Consider the following 16770-nt stretch of genomic DNA (forward strand, 5'->3'; position numbering starts at 1 on the left):
GGATCCTAATGACTATCAAAACCCGCTTTGCCCCCAGCCCAACCGGCTTTTTGCACGTGGGCGGTGCACGTACCGCACTGTATTCTTGGTTAGCAGCACGCAGCCAAGGCGGTCAATTTGTCTTGCGAATTGAAGATACTGATATCGAACGCTCAACCCAAGAAGCGGTTGATGCTATTTTAACCGGCATGGAATGGTTAGGTCTTGATTGGGATGAAGGGCCGTACTACCAAACCAAGCGCTTTGATCGTTATAACGAATTAGTCGATCAGTTGCTGGCCGAAGACAAAGCCTACAAGTGTTATGCGCCCAAAGATCTTTTGGACACCATTCGTGAAGAGCAAAAAGCGAATGGCTTAAAGGCACGTTACGATGCTAATCACCCCAAAGTGGTTGAAGCAAACAGCCAAGCCAAGGCGGATGACCCGCATGTGATCCGTTTCCGCAACCCGAAAGAGGGTAAGGTTGTTTTTGACGACAAAATTCGTGGTCGTATTGAGATTGCCAACAGCGAGCTTGACGATCTAATTATTCGTCGAACGGATGGCAGCCCAACTTACAACTTCTGCGTCGTCGTGGATGATTGGGACATGGGGATCACCCAAGTTGTCCGCGGCGAAGATCACATTAACAACACGCCGCGCCAGATTAATATCTACGAGGCACTGGGCGCGCCCGTTCCTGAGTTTGCTCATTGCTCGATGATTCTAGGCGACGATGGCGCCAAATTGTCTAAACGCCACGGTGCGGTCAGCGTCATGCAGTACCGTGATCAAGGCTTCTTGCCGCAAGCGTTGCGTAACTACCTTGTGCGTCTTGGTTGGTCGCACGGTGACCAAGAGATATTTTCAATGGAAGAAATGATTGAATTTTTCTCATTGGGAGCGATCAGCAAGTCGGCGTCAGCGTTCAATACGGAGAAACTGCATTGGTTGAACAACCATTACATTAAGCATGGTGATCCGGACGAGGTCGCTAAGCACTTGCAATGGCATCTTGATCAACAACAGATTGACGCTAGCCAAGGCCCTGCCTTGACAGACGTCATTGGATTGGTTGGCGAGCGCTGCAACACCTTGGTGGAATTAGCCGCGCAAAGCCGTTACTTCTACCAAGACTTTGATGAAATAGACGCGGCCGCCGCGAAAAAACATCTGCGTCCCGTCGCTTTAGCGCCGTTGCAAGTAGCAAAAGGCAAGATTGAAGCGCTGGATGATTGGACGGTTGATGCCCTGAAAGCGGTGATTGCCGATACGTGTGCAGAGCTAGACGTTGGTATGGGTAAAGTCGGCATGCCATTGCGTGTTGCAGTCACGGGTGGCGGTCAATCCCCATCTGTTGATGCGGTGATGCACCTGATTGGTAAAGATCGGGTAGTTGCTCGCATCGACCAAGCGATCAAGCTGGTTGAAGCGCGCGCAGCACAAAGCTAAATCCGGTTATCTTGAAGACTAGGTACGTTAGTCTGATGACAAAAGATAAGGGCGCTGAATGTCAGCGCCCTTTTTAATGGATGAAGGTTGGGGGATTAGTGCTTTTCTTCTTCCATTTGCGCACTGTCAACAATATGGTTTTCGCCCATTTGGCGCGGGAGTACCAAGTTGAGCACAATCGCTACCACACCACACAGGCTAATACCTTGCAGGCTAAAATCGCCAATGCCAAACGCCATGCCGCCGATACCAAATACCAAGGTGACACCAACAATGGCAAGGTTACGCGAATCATGTAGGTCGACTTGATTACGAATCAAGGTATTGAGCCCGACGGTCGCAATAGAGCCAAACAGCAAGATCATAATCCCGCCCATCACTGGTAAAGGAATGGTAAGCAGCATTGCCCCGAGCTTACCCACAAAGGCGAGTACGATGGCAGTGACCGCCGCATAGGTCATGATTTTGGGGTTAAACGCTTTGGTCAGCATTACCGCGCCCGTCACTTCACTATACGTGGTATTAGGTGGCGCGCCGAACAGTGAAGCGGCAATGGTTGCGGCACCATCACCGGCCATCGTGCGGTGTAGGCCTGGCTTTTTCAGATAGTCTTTACGGGTGACATTGGAAATGGCCAGCATATCGCCTACGTGCTCAACGGCAGGCGCGATGGCGACAGGGATCATAAATAAGATGGCATTGATGTTAAACTCTGGGAGGGTAAAAGCAGGCATCATCAACCAGCTCGCATTCGCAACTTGAGTAAAGTCAACAATACCAACGACGAGGCTGGCAACATAGCCCACCACAATCCCTGCCATAATCGGGACTAATTTGAAAAAGCCTTTCGCAAAGACACTCACTGCAATGGTCGTGAGCAATGACAGCAAAGAGATCCAGATAGCCATATCCCCCGCAATTAACTGCTCACTCCCATCGCCGGTTTTACCGAGTGCCATATTCACGGCGGTGGGAGCCAACCCAAGGCCGATAACCATAATCACAGGGCCAACTACAACCGGTGGCAGGAGCTTGTGAATAATATCCACGCCTTTAATCCGAATGATGGCGCCCATCAATAAATAGATCACACCGGCTGCCATGAGGCCACCCATGGTGGCGGGAATACCAAAATTGTTGACGCCGTACAAAATGGGAGCAATAAAAGCGAAGGAAGAGGCAAGGAAGATAGGGACAGAGCGGCGGGTGATGACTTGGAATATCAGGGTACCGATCCCGGCCCCAAAGAGTGCGACGTTCGGGTCGAGCCCGGTTAACAGTGGCACTAACACCAAGGCACCAAATGCGACGAACAGCATTTGTGCCCCTTGTAAAACTTGCAACATAATCTCACCTCCAAAAAAAATCGCGCAATGCTAGCACAAAGCGTTTATGTGATTCCCATCATGTTTTTAAATGTGAGATCGGTAGCAAATAAATGATGTAACGGATTTCATTTTAATCCATATGCAAACATAGTTAGCCTCATGATCGCTTGCTCGCCTTGATGGCATCGAATCAATGGTGTTTGCTGGTGGTGCGACCCCCTTTGTCCTCTCTTTTTTACAATTGAGGATTGCTGAACCTAGCGCTATCCGCTTATGATCGCTGGACGCCCATTTATCCATGTGGAAAAACTATGAATCGATTTTTGTTGGCCCTTATTGCCTGTGTTTGGTTGCCAAGTGCGATGGCAAGCCCCCTTTATCATGCCAGTATCCCGCTGGATAATGGCGCGCAAACCTCACAACAAGCGGCAAAAAAACAAGCGCTGATCGCGGTACTGACTAAAGTCTCGGGACAACGCGAGGTGTCGGATAATCCTGCGGTCGAGCAAGCGCAGCAAGACGTTGATGGTTTCATCTCTCAGCTCGGATATGGAGAAAGCAAGGATCAATCTGATGGTGCCGCACAGCGAACACTCGAAGTCGGGTTTGATAGTCAAAAAATTCGCGCCGTGCTGCGCCAGGCAGGGTTGCCTTTATGGGGGAGCCCTCGCCCAGCAGTATTAGTGTGGCTTGTCGATGACCGTGATGGCGACCGGCAAATTATTTGGGAGCAAAGTGGGCGTCCTGTGATTGACCAACTACGTGATGCAGCGGCCATACGCGGCCTGCCGGTGTTAATTCCGGTGGGTGACTTTGATGATTTGATGGCGATCTCTAGCAGTGATCTGTGGGGCGGCTTTATTGATCCTGTTGAGCAAGCCAGTCAGCGCTACCAGCCCGATGGCATTGTGATCGGAAAGTTGACTGAGCAAGGGATCCGTTGGCAATTCTTCCCTGATACCAGTGACATGCAATCAGATCAAACTCGCGGGCAAGCCAATAATGCCCAAGCCATGATTGATACTATTGCTGATTACTATGCCGAGCAAACTGGTGTGGTACTCGATAACGATGATGAGCGTGCATCGCTTCAAATTGCCATTGCAGGCATGGATAACGGCGATGACTATGTCGATCTTGAGCGCACATTAGCGGGGTTAAATGCGCTACAACAGGTGCACTTAGCAGAATTAAACGATGATACCCTGATTTTCGATGTACGTTTAGCGGCCTCTCAACAAGCACTAATCAACGAGCTCACCGCCAATCGACATATTCGCTTGATGACGCCTCAAGAGCGTGAGGCACGTACGATGGCACCCGCTGAAGAGCAAGACAGCACGATGTTAGAGGACAAGAGTGAGACTGCTGTATCCGATACTGATAGTGACAAGCAGACAACCGAGTTGTTGTTTGCTACCCCAGCACTGACGGATAGCCGCGATGCCGATTCAACCGACAATCAACGCCTGTGGTTTGTGTGGACGTCTTAATCTGACCTGAAAAGCAATAGTCAAACCTAAAGGCTAGCGACGACCGCTAGCCTTTTTGTGGATAAGTAGCACGACGCCAAGCAATCAGGCTCACCAGGCCACTGATAACAATCCACATCCAAAGCGGTCCGTTTCCCCATTGACGGTAGGGTGTCAGCCCCTGTGTTTGAGTAATTTGTGTGGTTAAAACTTGCGTCTTAAATTGTGGCAATGAGGCGTCAATCTGACCGCGTTCATCGACTAAAGCCGTCACCCCGTTATTGGTGGCTCGGATCACGGGTAATCCGAACTCGAGCGCGCGCATACGCGCAATTTCTAGATGTTGCCAAGGCCCAATAGAGCGGCCAAACCAGGCGTCATTTGAGAGGGTAATAATGGCGTCGCTACTGGCGGTGAGGTTTTCACGGATTTGCGCGGGAAACGCAATTTCATAACACAGGGCGGTAATGTATTCCCAGCCGTTCGCAGGCAAAGCTGATTGAATCGCTTCGCCTGGAGAAAATGACGACATGGGCAGATTAAAAATCGGCGCCAAAGGACGCAGCAGTGACTCAAACGGCACAAACTCGCCAAAGGGGAGTAAGTGATGTTTGCTGTACTGGGCGGGTGCTGGATACTGATAGCGCGGTGTTTTTGCACCGAGCGCGAGCACATTATTAAAATAGGTGCCATCCTCACGCTGATCGAGCGCCCCCGTGATCACCGTGGTTTGATTGTGCTTGCCCGCTTGGTCTAACTGCGAAAAAAAGCGGGGAAGATCTCGCTCTAATGCGGGAATGGCGGCTTCTGGCCAAATCACCACGTCACTGTCCCAATGTTGACGGGTTAAATCCAGATACTTCATCAAGGTTGGCCAGCGTTGGTCGGCGCGCCACTTGAGTGCTTGAGGGACGTTGCCTTGGATCAGTGAGACCGTTTGCTGCTGATCGGTTTTGGTTGTCCACTTGACCGACCCGAGCCCTTCACTGACGGCAAAAAGCCCTATGATAGCGATCATACCGAAGAGGCGAACACGCCCCTGCCATTGTCCCCAATGGGGGGTCACCAAGGCGGCTAAGCCCGCAAGCGACACCAAGACGAGCGTGATCCCTTGTACACCCAGTACCGGGGCGATACCCGCAAACGGGCTGTCTATTTGGCTATAACCTGGCCATAACCAGGGAAAACCGGTAAATACCCAACCTCTTAACCAATCAACCACTAACCACAAGGCAGGTGCCAGCATCGTCCATTTTATGCCCGCTTGCTTGATGGGTGATTTATGTATCAGCCAGCCGAATAGCGCGGGGTAAAGCGATAAATAGACGATAAGCAGTGCCATCAAAAACAGGCCTGCGATCACAGGCATCCCGCCAAAATGGTCAATACTGACATACACCCAGCTTACCCCAGTTGTAAACTGGCCGAGCCCCCAGCTAAAACCTATCCAAGCCGCGCGTTTGGGCGAGGAAGCAACTTGCAGAAGAAGTAACAAGCCCCAGAGCGCGACCAACATAAAGGGCCAATAGGAAAAAGGGGAAAAGGCGAGGGTGGCAAGCGCACCAAAAAGGGCAGCCAATAATGGCTGCCCCAATGGGCGTAAACGGTTAGGCGTTTTCACTGTTCGATTCGCTACTGTCTGGAATGGTAACTTGTAGCTGAATGATACGACGACTATCAGCGGCCGTCACTTTAAAATGGTAGTCACCAATGTCGACTTCTTCACCACGATCAGGAAGATGACCAAAACTGGTCATAACCAACCCACCGATAGTGTCTACCACGTCATCTTGGAACTGGGCGCCAAAATGCTCGTTAAAGTCTTCTAAGGTGGTCAGTGCTTTCATCGAGAAGGTATGGCGACTGAGTTGGCGAATCTCTTGCTCTTCCTCATCGTCATACTCGTCTTCGATCTCGCCTACAATTTCTTCGAGAATATCTTCAATGGTGACAACACCTGATACCCCACCGAATTCATCGATGACGATCGCCATGTGGTAGCGTTCTTCTTGGAACTCTTTAAGTAGACGGTCAACCCGCTTACTCTCTGGTACCACCACAACAGGGCGTAAGACCTTTTCGATGTCGAAATCTTCAGCATCGGGGCGCAGATAGCGCAACAAATCTTTCGCAAGCAAGATGCCTTCAACATGGTCTTTGTCATCACTGATCACAGGATAACGTGAGTGTTGGGCATCAATAATAATATTAATGATCGCTTCCAATGACTGCGATCGTTCAACGATTACCATCTGCGAACGGGGTATCATGATATCTCTCACACGCATGTCAGAGATTTGCATCACACCTTCCAGCATATCCCGGGTGTCCTGATCGATCAGGGCGTTTTGCTCTGAGTCGCGAAATACGTCCACCAGTTCTTGTCTGTCTTTTGGATCAGCTTGGAAAAACTGACCCAGCCGTTCGAAGAAGGTCTTCCTACTCGGACCGTCTGCGTTTTGCGAATTATCGTCGTTCATTCAATTTCATTCAGTTAGTTAACGCTCAATGAAGTCATTCGCATAAGGGTCACTGACCCCCATGGTTGCCAGGATCTTTCGTTCCAAGGCTTCCATTTGCTCGGCTTCATCATCCTCAATATGGTCGTAGCCCAATAAGTGTAAGCTACCATGGACGACCATATGTGCCCAGTGATCCATCAGCGTTTTGCCTTGCTGCTGTGCCTCTTGTTCAACAACTTGGCGACATACCACCAGATCACCGAGTAAATCTATGTCTACCCCAGGAGGTGCTTCAAAGGGGAAAGATAACACATTCGTCGGTTTATCTTTGCCACGATAGTCGCGATTTAAGCTCTGGCTCTCACCTTCATCCACAATCCGGATCGTCACTTCCGCTTGAGGCTTGGCTTCGCGTATTGCATGTTCAAACCAAGCTTGAAGCTGGTCATCACTGGGCAGCCCCTGTTCGTCATCACAGGCGACCTGCACATCGACGTAATAGCTCATGATGGGTCCTGTGGTGGGATAGAGGTTGGTTGCACCGCGACCTGCTGTGCTTCACGCGCTTCTCGGCGACGTGCTTCAGCCTCTTTGCGTGCCTTCGCATCTTCTGCTTCCCACTTATCATAGGCCTGAACAATACGAGTAACCACTTGGTGGCGCACCACATCGTCGGCTTGGAAGAAGTGAAAGCTAATTTCATTCACGTCAGACAGCACTTCAATCGCATGGCGTAGCCCTGAGCGGGCATTGCGCGGTAAATCGACTTGGGTAACGTCACCGGTGATGACGGCCCGTGAATTAAAGCCAATCCGAGTCAGGAACATTTTCATCTGCTCGACCGTGGTGTTTTGGCTTTCATCTAAGATGATAAAAGCATCATTCAAGGTTCGGCCACGCATATAAGCCAGCGGTGCTACCTCGATCACATTACGATCAATCAGTTTTTCGACCCGCTCGAAACCGAGCATCTCAAACAAGGCATCGTAGAGTGGACGCAAGTAAGGATCGACTTTCTGGCTGAGATCGCCAGGTAAAAAGCCTAACTTTTCACCCGCCTCAACCGCTGGACGTGTTAACAAAATCCGACGAATCTCTTGGCGTTCCAGCGCGTCTACCGCGGCTGCGACGGCGAGGTAGGTTTTACCTGTGCCCGCCGGACCAATGCCAAAAGTAATGTCATGATTGACCATATTGGCGATGTATTGCGCCTGATTTGGCGTGCGCGGTTTAATCACCCCTTTTTTGGTCTTGATGTTAATCTCTTTACCGTAAGGGATGCTCGATTCGGTGTTCTGTTCTAACACGCCAGACTCTTTGATCGCCAAATGAATGGCTTCGGGCTCAATGTCGGGCGAACTGCCACGCACGGGGGCCGTATCCACATACAGCCGCTTTAAGATGTCGACGGCGGCGTTGGCGGTGTGAGGTTTGCCCATCACCGTAAAGGCATTATGGCGGTGGCTAATTTCAACACCCAAGCGGCGCTCTAGTTGTTTGATATTATCGTCAAACGGGCCACATAAGTTGGCAAGACGGGTGTTGTCGGCAGGTTCTAATGTAAGGTCAAGAGAGATGATTTTAGACAAGATTATCCTCGCTTTCGGCGCCGGTCACCCGACGCCGTTGAATTGATGAACGCGTTATGGCGTGTATACACCAACACCAAGCTCGTTTTCGTTGCGCGTCTTCGCCATGATTTCGGTTGGCGAGACGGCGACACGCAAGTCCATATCTTTTTCGGTACGAACCAGCTCACCGCGGAGCGAGTTTGGCATCACTTCAGTAATTTTTACGTCAACAAATTGGCCAATCAAATCGACAGAGCCTTCAAAGTTGACCACTCGGTTATTCTCAGTACGGCCGCGCAGCTCCATAAGATTCTTACGCGATGGCCCTTCGACTAAGATACGTTGTTCGGTTTCTAGCATCATACGTGAATAGCGCATCGCTTGGCTGTTCACTTGCTGCTGCAAACGGTACAGGCGTTCTTTTTTCACTTGCTCTGGTGTGTCGTCAGGCATATCTGCCGCTGGCGTCCCTGGGCGAGGTGAATACACAAAGCTGAAGCTCATATCAAAGTCGATATCGGTAATCAGCTTCATGGTCGCTTCAAAGTCTTGCTCGGTTTCTCCCGGGAAGCCGACGATAAAGTCTGAGCTGATGGTGATATCGGGACGTGCCTGACGCAACTTACGGATCTTGGATTTGTACTCAATCGCCGTGTGCGGGCGTTTCATCATGGTCAAGATTCGATCAGAGCCACTTTGTACCGGCAAGTGCAAAAAGCTCACCACTTCTGGCGTATCACGATACACCTCAATGATATCATCGGTAAACTCAACCGGGTGACTGGTGGTGTAGCGAATGCGATCAATACCATCGATAGCGGCGACATAGCGCAGTAAGTCAGCAAAGGTACAGATGTCGCCATCATGGGTCTCACCGCGATAGGCATTCACATTCTGGCCTAGCAGGTTTACCTCACGCACACCTTGCTCGGCAAGCTGGGCAATTTCGAACAGCACATCGTCGAGCGGACGGCTCACTTCTTCGCCGCGCGTATACGGCACAACACAGAACGTACAGTATTTCGAGCAGCCTTCCATAATGGAGACAAACGCTGTCGCGCCATCGGCACGCGGCTCAGGCAGACTGTCAAACTTCTCAATTTCTGGGAAGGTAATGTCCATCACTGTGCCGCTATCGCCACGTGATTGTTTTATCATTTCAGGCAGGCGATGTAGCGTTTGGGGGCCAAAAATGACGTCCACATAAGGCGCACGCTCGCGGATGTGATCGCCTTCTTGGGTTGCCACACAACCACCAACGCCGATCACCAGCTCTGGATTCTTGTCTTTGAGTGTTTTCCAACGCCCCAGTTGGTGGAATACCTTTTCTTGTGCTTTTTCACGAATTGAACAGGTATTGAGGAGGAGAACATCTGCGTCTTCTGGTTGTTCGGTCAGCTCATAGCCACCGGCAGAATTTAGCAGATCTGCCATCTTGGATGAGTCATACTCATTCATTTGGCAACCCCAGGTTTTGATCAGCAGTTTCTTAGCCATGTAACTTCACGCTCATTATTAATCTTATGGTCGACATTACCCTTTCAAGCTGTATGGTTTTTAATCAGTCAATCAGCTTGGCAAGCCGCGTATTGTACTGCTTTCCTATATCGCTGACCAGATCACAGGCTGGGAGAAATGGTGTCAATCTGGATAAGTGATTGAGCCGACGCCGCAAAACGAGATCGGAAAAGCGAATTTGCCCCCACTTTGATCGGATTGATATCGAATTCTCGTTTACCTTCAGTAGAATGCTGGCATTAACGGGACAAAGAGACAGTCATGAATCAATTTGAAATTATTATTGTCGGCGGTGGCATGGTCGGTGCCGCTGCCGCATTAGGACTTGCCCGCCAAGGTCGGCAGGTGGCATTGATAGAACGCCAAGAACCGGATCCTTTCCATGCGTCACAACCGATGGATTTACGGGTGTCTGCGATATCTCATGCGTCTGTCAGTTTGCTTCAAGACTTAGGCGCATGGGCCGACATTGAAGCCATGCGAGTCTGTCCCTATCGACGATTAGAAACCTGGGAAGCAGAAGACAGCCGTGTGTGTTTCAGTGCCGACCAACTCGAATTACCACAGTTAGGATATATGGTCGAGAACCGCTTGATTCAACTCGGCTTGTGGCAACAGTTTGCTCGTTTTGACAATTTGCACCTTGTCTCACCGACCTCTATCACGGGTATGACGCAGGCGGGCGGTCTGCATCAACTCCAATTAGACAGTGGCGAAACACTAGAAGCGCCCTGGTTGATTGGTGCCGACGGTGCCCACTCGAAAGTGCGAGATTACGCGCAAATCGGTCTTACCAGCTGGGATTATCGTCAGCATTGCATGTTAATTCATGTCGAAACGGCCGCGCCCCAACAAGATATTACCTGGCAGCAATTCTTTCCCTCAGGGCCGCGGTCATTACTGCCATTGTGCGGCAACAATGCCTCATTAGTGTGGTATGACAGCCCGGCGCGAGTTCAACAGTTGTGTCAGCTCAATGCTGAGCAGCTTAAAGCCGAGATAGGGCGCCATTTCCCACCACAAGTGGGTGATGTCACCCCCATCAACTGGGGCGCATTTCCGCTAACGCGTCGTCATGCCCAGCAGTACCATCGTAACGGCGTAGTAGTCATGGGAGATGCCGCCCACACCATTAACCCGCTCGCGGGGCAAGGGGTGAACTTAGGCTTCAAAGACGTGAGCGCGTTGCTGGATGCCTGTGCCGATGCAGGCGCACAATGGCAAGCAGAGTCAACGTTAGCGGCGTACGAAAAAGCACGCCGTACGGATAACATGGTGATGCAAACCGGGATGGATGTGTTTTATGCCGCGTTTAGTAACCGAATCACGCCTTTAAAACTGGCACGTAATGCGGTGTTTAAACTGGCTGAACACAGCGGCCCGGTGAAAAAACATGTATTGAAGTATGCGTTAGGGCTCTAGCCTTCGCGACAAGAACAAGGACGTGATATGGCGAACTACCAGACGATTATTTTTGATATTGGCAATGTGATCGTGCGTTGGTCACCAGAAGAAATTATCCGCTTAACCTTAGGGGAAGCGACAGATGCCCACGCGCATGCCAATCAAATCTTCCAGAGCGATACTTGGCAAGCGCTGAATCGTGGCACGCTCACCGAGGCGCAAGCCAAGCAGCGTTTTGCCGATGATACGGCGCTTAGCCCCGCACAGCTTGAAGCGCTGTTTTATTACATTAAACAGACTCAGATTTGTCTTTACGGCAGTGTCGAGTTACTTCACTCGGCCAAACAGGCCGGATATGGGGTTTATGCGTTAACCGATAATGTGCGCGAAATTGTTGCGTTCTTAAAACAGCGCTATGCGTTTTGGTCGCTGTTTGATGGTGCCATCGTGTCAGCCGAAGTAGGGTGTTTGAAACCTGAACCTGCTATTTATCAACGCTTGTTGGATGACTACCACCTTGACCCAGCTTCTTGCGTGTTTTTGGATGACAGAATTGCGAACGTGGAAGGTGCGAAAGCGCTGGGCATGGCGGGCATACCCTTTACCGATGTACAGCAATGCCGCGCGGAACTAGCCAAAATGGGGATAGCGCTTTAACGGATTAAGTGAACACGAGCCCCTAAACGCAAAAAAGCCCACATGGTGTGGGCTTTTTAATATGGCTGGGGTACCAGGATTCGAACCTGGGAATGACGAGATCAAAACCCGTTGCCTTACCGCTTGGCGATACCCCAGTAGGTGTTACCTAACCCGGCCATTTAAACATCATGCCGAATTATAAAATTAATGGTGGCTACGACGGGATTCGAACCTGTGACCCCATCATTATGAGTGATGTGCTCTAACCAACTGAGCTACGTAGCCACTCTGTCAGGCATAGTGCCTTAAGACGCTGCGAATTATGCGGATCTGGGCGAAAGTCGTCAAGGTCTCGTTATTGTTTTTTTTGTGATTTTGCATTCATTGGCTGCAATAATCGCCATTTTGAACAATTTAACGGCAAAGCCTACCGAGTAGGTGGCGGAGAACGTTGAATGATGGGAATAAAAAAACCAGCCCGGAGGCTGGTCTAAATATCAATAGGATGGGGTCTCGACAACGCACCCTAAAGCATAACGTATGTGCGTATTAAACGTTGAAACGGAAGTGAATCACATCGCCATCTTTAACGATATATTCTTTCCCTTCCAAGCGCCATTTACCGGCATCTTTGGCGCCGTTTTCACCATTGTTAGCGATATAATCATCATAGCCAACCACTTCGGCACGAATAAAGCCTTTTTCAAAGTCGGTATGGATTTTACCCGCCGCCTGTGGCGCGGTCGAGCCAATCGGCACCGTCCAAGCACGTACTTCTTTCACGCCTGCGGTAAAATAGGTGTGCAGAGTGAGTAGCTCGTAACCGGCGCGAATCACGCGGTTTAGGCCTGGCTCTTCTAGCCCCATTTCATCCAAGAAAGCCGCCGCTTCTTCGGCATCTAACTCGGCAATCTCGCCTTCGATTTCCGCACACACGGCCACCACGGTTGCGTCTTCTTGGGCGGCAATCTCTCGCACTTTGTCGAGGTATGGGTTGTTTTCAAAACCATCATCATTAACGTTGGCAATGTACATGGTCGGCTTAAGCGTCAAAAAGTTAAGGTATTGTACTGCTGCGGCTTCTTCTTTGCTCAGTTCGACCGAGCGCAACATCTTGCCTTCTTCTAGGACGGGGAGCAGTTTTTCAAGCACGGTTAGCTCAAATTTGGCATCTTTATCGCCACCTTTGGCTTTTTTGGCGTTGCGCTGCATCGCACGCTCACAGCTTTCAAGATCAGCCAGCGCAAGCTCGGTGTTAATCACGTCGATATCATCAGCCGGATCCACTTTACCTGCCACGTGAACGATATTGTCATTCTCAAAGCAACGTACCACATGACCAATCGCATCGGTTTCACGGATGTTCGCTAGGAACTTGTTCCCTAAACCTTCACCGCGCGATGCGCCGGCCACTAAGCCGGCGATGTCAACGAACTCCATCGTGGTGGGGAGCACTTTCTGTGGATTGACAATTTTCGCCAGCGCATCCAAGCGTAGATCAGGAACAGGGACCACGCCCGTATTGGGTTCAATCGTACAAAATGGAAAGTTAGCCGCATCAATGCCGGCCTTGGTCAGTGCATTAAACAGAGTGGATTTGCCTACGTTTGGTAGACCCACGATGCCACATTTAAAACCCATGAGATGGTAACCCTTTAATCAAAATTACTGTGCTTTGAAGGTATGTAGACGATTTTGCGCCTTGGCGAGATCATCTTTGAGCAGGATCTCGAGGCTGCGTACTGCCTCGTCAGTGGCCTGCTCTAGCAGGCTCTGCTCATTAGCGGGGGCTTTGGTAAGCACGTATCCCGCTACCTTATCCTTGTGACCCGGATGACCGATGCCTATCCGAAGCCGATAAAACGATTTGTCATTTGCAAGTTTGCTAATGGTATCACGCAGGCCATTATGGCCACCGTGTCCACCACCTTGCTTAAACTTGGCCACACCGGGTGGTAAGTCTAGCTCGTCATGCGCCACCATGATGGCGTCGACGGGAATATTGTAAAAGTTGGCCATGGCTTGCACCGCTTTACCCGACAAGTTCATGTACGTGGTCGGGATCAACACACGGAGATCGTGTCCATGTACATTGATACGGCCGGTTAAGCCGAAGAACTTTTTCTCTTCTTTTAGCGGCACGTTGTGAATACGTGCTAGCTCCTGAACGACCCAAGCACCGGCATTATGGCGCGTTTGGCTGTATTCAGGGCCTGGATTGGCCAATCCCACTAGTAAGCGGATTTGATTACTCACGACGTTTCTCGCTATCTATCTACTTATCGTAGCCGGTGAGCATCGAGCCCACGCAAAAAGGCGCCATATCCTACCATTGATATGGCTAAAGAATCGAGTCAGCCATTCAAAATGGGCAATAAAAAAACACCCTGCACAAGGGCAGGGTGTTTCTTGTCGGTCTATGACAATGCGTTAAGAATTAAACATTGCAGAGATCGACTCTTCATTACTGATACGGCGAATCGCTTCTGCCAGCATGCCCGACAGTGTTAATTGAGACACACGCCCGGTTGCTTGAATTTCGGCGCTCAATGGTGTGGAGTCAGTGACCACAATTTCATCAATGACGGACTCAGCGATATTCTTCGCTGCATCCCCCGAGAATACCGGATGCGTTGCATAGGCGAATACACGCTTAGCGCCACGGTTCTTCAGGGCTTCGGCGGCTTTACACAGGGTGCCACCGGTATCAATCATGTCATCAACAATGATGCAGTCACGGCCTTCAACGTCGCCAATCAAGTGCATGACTTGCGACACGTTAGCACGCGGACGGCGCTTATCAATGATGGCAATGTCAGTGTCATCCAATAGTTTGGCCGTCGCACGCGCTCGCACAACCCCGCCAATATCAGGAGAAACGACCACTGGGTCTTCTAAATTTTTCGCCAGCATGTCTTCAAGCAGCACAGGGGTACCGAAGATATTATCAACAGGGACGTCGAAAAAGCCTTGAATTTGTTCTGCGTGGAGGTCCACAGTGAGTACGCGGTCAACGCCAACGTTAGAAAGGAAATCTGCAATAACTTTTGCGGTGATAGGAACACGGGAGGAGCGTACGCGGCGGTCTTGACGGGCATAACCAAAGTAGGGGATAACTGCGGTTATGCGGCCAGCCGACGCACGTCGGAACGCATCTATCATCACGACCAATTCCATTAAGTTGTCATTGGTCGGTGCACAGGTAGATTGGATGACGAACACGTCACTACCGCGCACGTTCTCGTTAATCTGAACACACACTTCACCGTCAGAAAAACGGCCAACAGTGGCGTCACCCAGTGACATGTAAAGACGGTTTGCGATACGTTGGGCGAGAACGGGTGTCGCGTTACCAGCGAACAGCTTCATATCAGGCACGGTGGAAACCTCGGGTTGCATCCATTTAATAGTCACTGGCTCACAGTGTGTTGCTGTCGTGCATCGAGTTGTTGTAGCGCATCGAGTAGGGGCGATCGGTTCAACCCTCGTGCAACAAACCCTGTCAGCCAGTTAGGCATAGTGTCGAGTGTGTTCTGGGCATCATGTGCGGTGTCAAACTCGGCAAACACGCACGCGCCTGTCCCAGTCATCCTAGACGGCGCATATTCTAGCAGCCACGAAACAGCCTTATCAACCTCGGGGAATTGTTTACGGGCTATCTTTTCGCAATCGTTTTCGTATTTTTGCTCCATAAGCTCAGAAACTGTGCGCTTTGGCGTACTTCTTTGCAAGTCTGGATGAGTAAAAATTGCAGCGGTCGAAATAGACACATCTGGCTTAACCACCAAGTAATATTTCTCATCAGGGCATACAGACGTCAATTTTTCGCCAACGCCTTCCGCCAACGCCGCATGACCGTGAATGAAAATAGGCACGTCAGCCCCCAAGCCTAGGCCAATGTTTGCCAGTGTAGTCTGGCTCACCTGGGTTTGCCATAAATGATTCAACGCCACCAAGGTCGTGGCTGCATCTGATGAGCCTCCGCCCAGCCCGCCGCCCATGGGCAAATGTTTTTCCAGATGAATATCTGCGCCTTGTGAGCATCCGGTATGATTTTGCAGCGCCTTGGCGGCTTTGATAATCAGATTGTCTTTCTCATCGACGCCGTCAATGGCGGGGCTAAGGTTGATCGTGCCGCTGTGATTAGGCGTAATAGCCAAGGTGTCACCGTGATCTAAAAACTGAAACAAGGTTTGCAGTTCGTGATAACCATTAGCTTGGCGTCCATTGATATAAAGAAATAAGTTAAGTTTCGCTGGCGCTGGCCAGTAGGTTGTTTCAGTCATTATCGAGTGTCCAAGTAGAAATCATCAGTTTGATCGTTTGCTGGTCGTTACTGAGCGTGATTCGAGTTGGAAGCGCAGGCTGGGTCTCGGCGCTGTAGCCTTGATAATCGATATCCCAACCTTGTGTGTCGTCGAGGGCGGCCAAGCGGTTATCGGGGCCGAGTGAAAAGCGGTCTTGTGCGCGTGGTAGGCCAATCAACCAAGGGGCAAGCGCGTCAACGGGTAAATGGGCGCCGGTCAAATAGGCGATCAAACGGGCTGGATTAGGGTCTTGGTATTGCTTGCCCTGATCATCAACCAAGGTCGCACCTTGCGCATTCATGGTTAGAGACAACAGGGTGGTTCCCAAAAAATTCGTTAGCCGCAGTGTCGATTCAGTCGGAGAATGGCGCCAGTAAAGGTTGGCAGAAAAGCGCGTATCTGGTGCGATAAAAGCCACCTTACCGCGTGCGGTATAACAGTCTATGGTCTCAAGCGATGCGCGATGCGTTTGCCATTCTGTGGTAGGAGCCGGCGCCGTTGCACAGCCAGAGAGCACCGCAAAGACGACCGTCAACATACTGATTCGTATACAAGAGAAACCAGCGCGTATACAAGGGAAGCCAGTGCGCATAAAAGAGAAACCAGCGCGTATACAAGAGAAAACAGTACGTATAC

General features: G+C 50.6%; 15 protein-coding genes and 2 tRNA genes. 4 read left to right on the forward strand and 13 right to left on the reverse strand.

Annotated features, from left to right (window positions below):
• Positions 1–8: 8 nt before the first annotated feature.
• On the forward strand, positions 9–1433 hold the full coding sequence (gene gltX, locus BZJ21_RS02350) for a glutamate--tRNA ligase (protein ID WP_077669032.1): 1425 nt from the start codon (positions 9–11) through the stop codon (positions 1431–1433).
• Positions 1434–1528: 95 nt separating this feature from the next.
• Here gltX and BZJ21_RS02355 read toward each other — a convergent pair whose 3' ends face one another.
• A complete protein-coding gene (locus BZJ21_RS02355) occupies positions 1529–2779 on the reverse strand; it encodes a uracil-xanthine permease family protein (protein WP_077647135.1) in 1251 nt (416 codons plus the stop codon).
• Between the two features lie 293 nt (positions 2780–3072).
• Between BZJ21_RS02355 and BZJ21_RS02360 the strand changes: the two genes are divergently transcribed.
• Positions 3073–4254 (forward strand): DUF2066 domain-containing protein, encoded by a 1182-nt coding sequence (locus BZJ21_RS02360; RefSeq protein WP_077669033.1) that lies wholly within the window; start codon positions 3073–3075, stop codon positions 4252–4254.
• Between the two features lie 46 nt (positions 4255–4300).
• Here the strand turns inward: BZJ21_RS02360 and lnt are convergent, their stop codons facing one another.
• Genes lnt through miaB form a run of 5 tightly spaced genes read right to left on the reverse strand, consistent with a single transcriptional unit; the run spans position 4301 to position 9763 of the window.
• Positions 4301–5854: an apolipoprotein N-acyltransferase gene (lnt, locus tag BZJ21_RS02365; protein WP_077669034.1), complete on the reverse strand. Its 1554-nt coding sequence runs from the start codon at positions 5852–5854 to the stop codon at positions 4301–4303.
• Entirely contained in the window at positions 5841–6713 is an 873-nt protein-coding gene (gene corC / locus BZJ21_RS02370; protein WP_025744481.1) for a CNNM family magnesium/cobalt transport protein CorC, read from the reverse strand. Before corC ends, lnt begins: the two co-directional genes overlap by 14 nt.
• An 18-nt stretch (positions 6714–6731) precedes the next feature.
• Positions 6732–7202, reverse strand: coding sequence for an rRNA maturation RNase YbeY (ybeY, locus tag BZJ21_RS02375; RefSeq protein WP_025744482.1), 471 nt, complete (start codon positions 7200–7202; stop codon positions 6732–6734).
• The gene (locus BZJ21_RS02380) at positions 7199–8284 is read right to left on the reverse strand and encodes a PhoH family protein (protein WP_077461590.1); all 1086 of its coding nucleotides are present in this window, start codon (positions 8282–8284) and stop codon (positions 7199–7201) included. Before BZJ21_RS02380 ends, ybeY begins: the two co-directional genes overlap by 4 nt.
• A gap of 54 nt (positions 8285–8338) precedes the next feature.
• The gene (miaB, locus tag BZJ21_RS02385) at positions 8339–9763 is read right to left on the reverse strand and encodes a tRNA (N6-isopentenyl adenosine(37)-C2)-methylthiotransferase MiaB (protein WP_077461589.1); all 1425 of its coding nucleotides are present in this window, start codon (positions 9761–9763) and stop codon (positions 8339–8341) included.
• A gap of 282 nt (positions 9764–10045) precedes the next feature.
• Between miaB and BZJ21_RS02390 the strand changes: the two genes are divergently transcribed.
• On the forward strand, positions 10046–11206 hold the full coding sequence (locus tag BZJ21_RS02390) for a 2-octaprenyl-3-methyl-6-methoxy-1,4-benzoquinol hydroxylase (RefSeq protein WP_077669035.1): 1161 nt from the start codon (positions 10046–10048) through the stop codon (positions 11204–11206).
• Positions 11207–11233: 27 nt separating this feature from the next.
• The gene (locus BZJ21_RS02395; protein WP_077669036.1) at positions 11234–11845 is read left to right on the forward strand and encodes an HAD family hydrolase; all 612 of its coding nucleotides are present in this window, start codon (positions 11234–11236) and stop codon (positions 11843–11845) included.
• Positions 11846–11907: 62 nt separating this feature from the next.
• On the opposite strand, the gene BZJ21_RS02400 is transcribed toward BZJ21_RS02395, so the two are convergent.
• The 7 genes from BZJ21_RS02400 to lolB form a co-directional block, all read right to left on the reverse strand.
• A tRNA-Gln gene (locus BZJ21_RS02400) sits at positions 11908–11982 on the reverse strand.
• Between the two features lie 53 nt (positions 11983–12035).
• Positions 12036–12112, reverse strand: a tRNA-Met gene (locus BZJ21_RS02405).
• 264 nt (positions 12113–12376) lie between these two features.
• The gene (gene ychF / locus BZJ21_RS02410; protein ID WP_025744486.1) at positions 12377–13468 is read right to left on the reverse strand and encodes a redox-regulated ATPase YchF; all 1092 of its coding nucleotides are present in this window, start codon (positions 13466–13468) and stop codon (positions 12377–12379) included.
• A 24-nt stretch (positions 13469–13492) separates the two neighbouring features.
• A complete protein-coding gene (gene pth / locus BZJ21_RS02415) occupies positions 13493–14083 on the reverse strand; it encodes an aminoacyl-tRNA hydrolase (protein WP_077460058.1) in 591 nt (196 codons plus the stop codon).
• 174 nt (positions 14084–14257) lie between these two features.
• Positions 14258–15205, reverse strand: coding sequence for a ribose-phosphate pyrophosphokinase (locus tag BZJ21_RS02420; protein WP_025673291.1), 948 nt, complete (start codon positions 15203–15205; stop codon positions 14258–14260).
• 32 nt (positions 15206–15237) lie between these two features.
• Positions 15238–16113, reverse strand: coding sequence for a 4-(cytidine 5'-diphospho)-2-C-methyl-D-erythritol kinase (gene ispE / locus BZJ21_RS02425; protein WP_394329752.1), 876 nt, complete (start codon positions 16111–16113; stop codon positions 15238–15240).
• Positions 16106–16672 (reverse strand): lipoprotein insertase outer membrane protein LolB, encoded by a 567-nt coding sequence (gene lolB / locus BZJ21_RS02430; protein ID WP_158075494.1) that lies wholly within the window; start codon positions 16670–16672, stop codon positions 16106–16108. Before lolB ends, ispE begins: the two co-directional genes overlap by 8 nt.
• Positions 16673–16770 lie beyond the last annotated feature (98 nt).

Origin of the sequence: Salinivibrio costicola subsp. alcaliphilus, assembly GCF_001996185.1 — a bacterium.
Taxonomy (GTDB): Bacteria; Pseudomonadota; Gammaproteobacteria; order Enterobacterales; family Vibrionaceae; genus Salinivibrio; species Salinivibrio costicola.

Bases quoted from the DNA above. Each gene is read 5' to 3' on its own strand.
- gltX (WP_077669032.1), top strand. From the start codon at position 9: ATGACTATCAAAACCCGCTTTGCCCCCAGCCCAACCGGCTTTTTGCAC.
- BZJ21_RS02355 (WP_077647135.1), bottom strand. From the start codon at position 2,779: ATGTTGCAAGTTTTACAAGGGGCACAAATGCTGTTCGTCGCATTTGGT.
- BZJ21_RS02360 (WP_077669033.1), top strand. From the start codon at position 3,073: ATGAATCGATTTTTGTTGGCCCTTATTGCCTGTGTTTGGTTGCCAAGT.
- corC (WP_025744481.1), bottom strand. From the start codon at position 6,713: ATGAACGACGATAATTCGCAAAACGCAGACGGTCCGAGTAGGAAGACC.
- ybeY (WP_025744482.1), bottom strand. From the start codon at position 7,202: ATGAGCTATTACGTCGATGTGCAGGTCGCCTGTGATGACGAACAGGGG.
- miaB (WP_077461589.1), bottom strand. From the start codon at position 9,763: ATGGCTAAGAAACTGCTGATCAAAACCTGGGGTTGCCAAATGAATGAG.
- BZJ21_RS02390 (WP_077669035.1), top strand. From the start codon at position 10,046: ATGAATCAATTTGAAATTATTATTGTCGGCGGTGGCATGGTCGGTGCC.
- BZJ21_RS02395 (WP_077669036.1), top strand. From the start codon at position 11,234: ATGGCGAACTACCAGACGATTATTTTTGATATTGGCAATGTGATCGTG.
- ychF (WP_025744486.1), bottom strand. From the start codon at position 13,468: ATGGGTTTTAAATGTGGCATCGTGGGTCTACCAAACGTAGGCAAATCC.
- ispE (WP_394329752.1), bottom strand. From the start codon at position 16,113: ATGACTGAAACAACCTACTGGCCAGCGCCAGCGAAACTTAACTTATTT.
- lolB (WP_158075494.1), bottom strand. From the start codon at position 16,672: ATGTTGACGGTCGTCTTTGCGGTGCTCTCTGGCTGTGCAACGGCGCCG.